The sequence below is a fragment of the Streptomyces odonnellii genome, from assembly GCF_000981895.1.
Lineage (GTDB): Bacteria > Actinomycetota > Actinomycetes > Streptomycetales > Streptomycetaceae > Streptomyces > Streptomyces odonnellii.
In genome coordinates, this window is sequence record NZ_LATD01000487.1 from 1 (window position 1) to 3,125 (window position 3,125).

General features: G+C 69.4%; 3 protein-coding genes. 1 reads left to right on the forward strand and 2 read right to left on the reverse strand.

Going from position 1 to position 3,125, the window contains the following annotated elements:
- Nucleotides 1-48: 48 nt before the first annotated feature.
- Both WH07_RS33625 and WH07_RS33630 read right to left on the reverse strand, forming a co-directional pair.
- Entirely contained in the window at nucleotides 49-1,059 is a 1,011-nt protein-coding gene (locus tag WH07_RS33625; RefSeq protein ID WP_079023777.1) for an ABC transporter substrate-binding protein, read from the reverse strand.
- Nucleotides 1,060-1,238: 179 nt separating this feature from the next.
- Nucleotides 1,239-1,982, reverse strand: a complete 744-nt coding sequence (locus tag WH07_RS33630; RefSeq protein ID WP_456300500.1) for a TetR/AcrR family transcriptional regulator — start codon at nucleotides 1,980-1,982, stop codon at nucleotides 1,239-1,241.
- Nucleotides 1,983-2,132: 150 nt separating this feature from the next.
- Between WH07_RS33630 and WH07_RS33635 the strand changes: the two genes are divergently transcribed.
- Nucleotides 2,133-3,125: aldo/keto reductase (locus WH07_RS33635; protein WP_046508567.1), on the forward strand; the 993-nt coding region annotated here is incomplete at its 3' end.

Consider the following 3,125-nt stretch of genomic DNA (forward strand, 5'->3'; position numbering starts at 1 on the left):
GCCCTGCAAACTCTTACCCTGCCGCGCCCCCGGCGCTCGCCGCATCCCTCAACGGCCGCCCGCCCCCACGTAGTTCTTCTCCACCGCGTCCAGGATCTGCCCCGCCCCCGTGTACCCGATCCCCAGCATCCACAGGTTGTCGTCGACCTTGAACGCCCTCTTCCCCTTCACCGCGTCCAGGTTCTTCCACAGCGGCCCGCCGACCGTGTCCGTCTCCTTCGCCTTCTTCGGGTCGCCGTACGTCGAGTAGAAGATGACATCGGCATTGGCCTTGTCGATCTGCTCCGCGCTCACATCCAGCGAGAACCCGGTCGTGTCCTGGTTGGCGGGCCGCCCGACCTGGAGGTCCTTGAAGATCGAGCCGACGAACGTGTCGTTCAGATACAGCCGCGTGTCCGCGCCCTCCACGAACCGTACGAAGCCCACCTTCGTCTCCTTCGCCTTCGCCGCCCCGCCCAGCGCCTCCGTCAGCCCCTTCACGCGCGCGTCATAGTCGGCGACGACCGCCGCCGCCTCGTTCTTCTTGCCCAGCGCGTCCGCGTGGAGCTGGAAGTTCTCGCGCCAGGTCGGTCCGGTGGTGTCGGAGAGGACGGTCGGGGCGATCTTCGACAGTGACGCGTAGTTCTTCTCGTCCCGGACCTTGTTGCTCAGGATCAGGTCCGGCTCCAGCGCGGCGATCGCCTCAAGGTTCGGCTCGGCGATCAGCCCGACCGGCTTGATGTCCTTGAGCTTGTCCGCCGGGAGGTACGTCGAGAAGGGCGCCTTGTCCACGACCGTCGTCGCGCCCACCGGCGTGACCCCGAGCGTGACGGCCGAGTCGAGCGCGTCGGTGTCGAGCACCACTACCCGCTGCGGCGCCGCGCCGACCTCCACATCGCCCATCACCGTCTTGACAACGTGTGTGTCGCCCTCCTTCCCGGCCGCCGTGTCCGACGAGGACGCGGGCCCGTCCTGCTCGCTCCCGCCACAAGCGCTGAGCGATACGGCGAACGCGGCGGTCGTGGCGACCACGCTGATACGACGGGCAAGGGTTCTGGACGCGATGGGCACGGTGGACATGGTGGACACGGTACGGAGGCCTCCCTGACAGCAGCCCGGACTCTCCCGGCGCAAGTAAGGCAAACCTAATCTCGGCCGCGCGATCGCAACAAGTCCCGTTCCGGCACAAGTCCCGTTCCCGCCAGGGCAGATGAACGAGCGAATGAGCGAGCGGGTGAACGAGCGAGTGAACGAGCGGATCAGCGGGCGGCCCCGTAGCGCAGTCCGTCGACGAGCAGCGCGATCATCCGCCGCGTATGGCCGTTGCTGTCCTCCTGCGCGGGCAGGGTCAGATTGCGTGTGGCGATCAGTACGTCGTCGGGGCCGACATCGGAGCGGATCTCGCCTGCTTTCGCCGCCGTGCCGAGGAGTTCGCCGAGGACGGGCATCAGGCGCTGCTCGAAGTAGGAGGGCAGGGTGTCGTAGGTCGGATCCCCCGAGTGCAGCGCGGCGCTGAGTCCGCGTTTTGTGGCGATGAAGACCGCGAAGCGCTGAAGCCACTTGGTGAGTGCCTCGGCCGGTTCGTACCGCGCCGAGAGGGCGGTCGCGGCATCGACGCAGGCGTCGACCTCATGGCGGAAGACCGCGGCGATGAGGTCCGAGCGCTGCGGGAAGTGGCGGTAGAGGGTGCCGGCTCCCACGCCCGCCTTCGCGGTGATCTGACGTACGGGCGCGTCAACCCCCGAGACGGCGAAGACTTCCGCGGCCGCCGTGAGCAGGGCGTCGGTGCTGCGTTGCGCGTCGGCACGCACGCGCTTGGCCGGCTGCGCCCCGGTCGCCGGCTGGCCCCCGGTCGCGGGCCGTCCTCCGGTCGTGGGCTGTCCCTCGGCGGCGGGCTGCCCGTCCACCGCGGCCTGTCCACCGGCAGCGGGCTGTCCACCGGCAGCAGGCCGTCCTCCGGCCGCGACGGCGTCGGCTTTCCCGGTCGGGTCCTCGATCACCATGCCCCCTTGCTAACCGGAACACTGTTCCGTATCGTCTAAGTCGAACGCCGTTCCGTTTGTGTCAGCGTAGCGCGCCGCAGCGGACACCGGCCATCGCGCTTCACACATCGCATTTCACACATCGCGCATCGCGCATCGTCAAGGAGACTCATGAAGTACCGCACGCTCGGCCGCACCGGCATCAAGGTCAGCCCCTACTGCCTGGGCGCGATGATGTTCGGCGCTCTCGGCAACGCCGACCACGACGACGCCGTCCGGATCATCCACAAGGCGCTGGACGCGGGCATCAACTTCGTCGACACCGCCGACGCCTACTCGCGCGGCGAGTCCGAGGAAGTCGTCGGCAAGGCGCTCAAGGGCCGCCGGGACAATGTCGTGCTCGCCACCAAGGCCCATCTCCCCATGGGCGACGACCCCAACCAGCGGGGCAACTCACGGCGCTGGCTGGTCCGCGCGCTGGAGGACTCCCTGCGCCGGCTGGGGACCGACCACGTCGATCTGTTCCAGATCCACCGGCCCGCGCCGGACACCGATGTGGAGGAGACCCTCTCCGCCCTCACCGACCTGGTGCGCGCGGGCAAGGTCCGGGCCATCGGCACCTCCACCTTTCCCGCCTCGGACATCGTCGAGGCGCAGTGGGTCGCCGAGCGGCGCGGTCTCCAGCGGTTCCGCGTCGAGCAGCCGCCGTACTCGATCCTCGACCGTGGCATCGAGCGCGAGGTGCTGCCCGTCTGCGAGCGTTACGGCATGGGCGCCATGGTCTACAGCCCCCTCGCGAAGGGCCTGCTCACCGGCCGCTACCGCAAGGGGCGTCCGGCCGACACCCACCGGGCCGGCTTCGGCCTGAAGCACCTGGGCGACGAGCGCCGGCTCGATGCCGTCGAACAGCTCATCCCCCTCGCCGAAGAGGCGGGGATGCCGCTGGCGCACCTGGCCATCGCCTTCGCGATCTCCCACCCCGGTGTCACCGCCGCGATCATCGGGCCGCGCACCATGGACCACCTCGACGACCTCCTCGCCGGCGCCGGGGCCGTCCTGACCGACGACGTCCTCGACCGGATCGACGCCATCGTGCCCCCGGGCACCGACATCGGGATGCGCGACGGGACCTACAACCCGCCCGCCGTCGAATACCCCCACCTC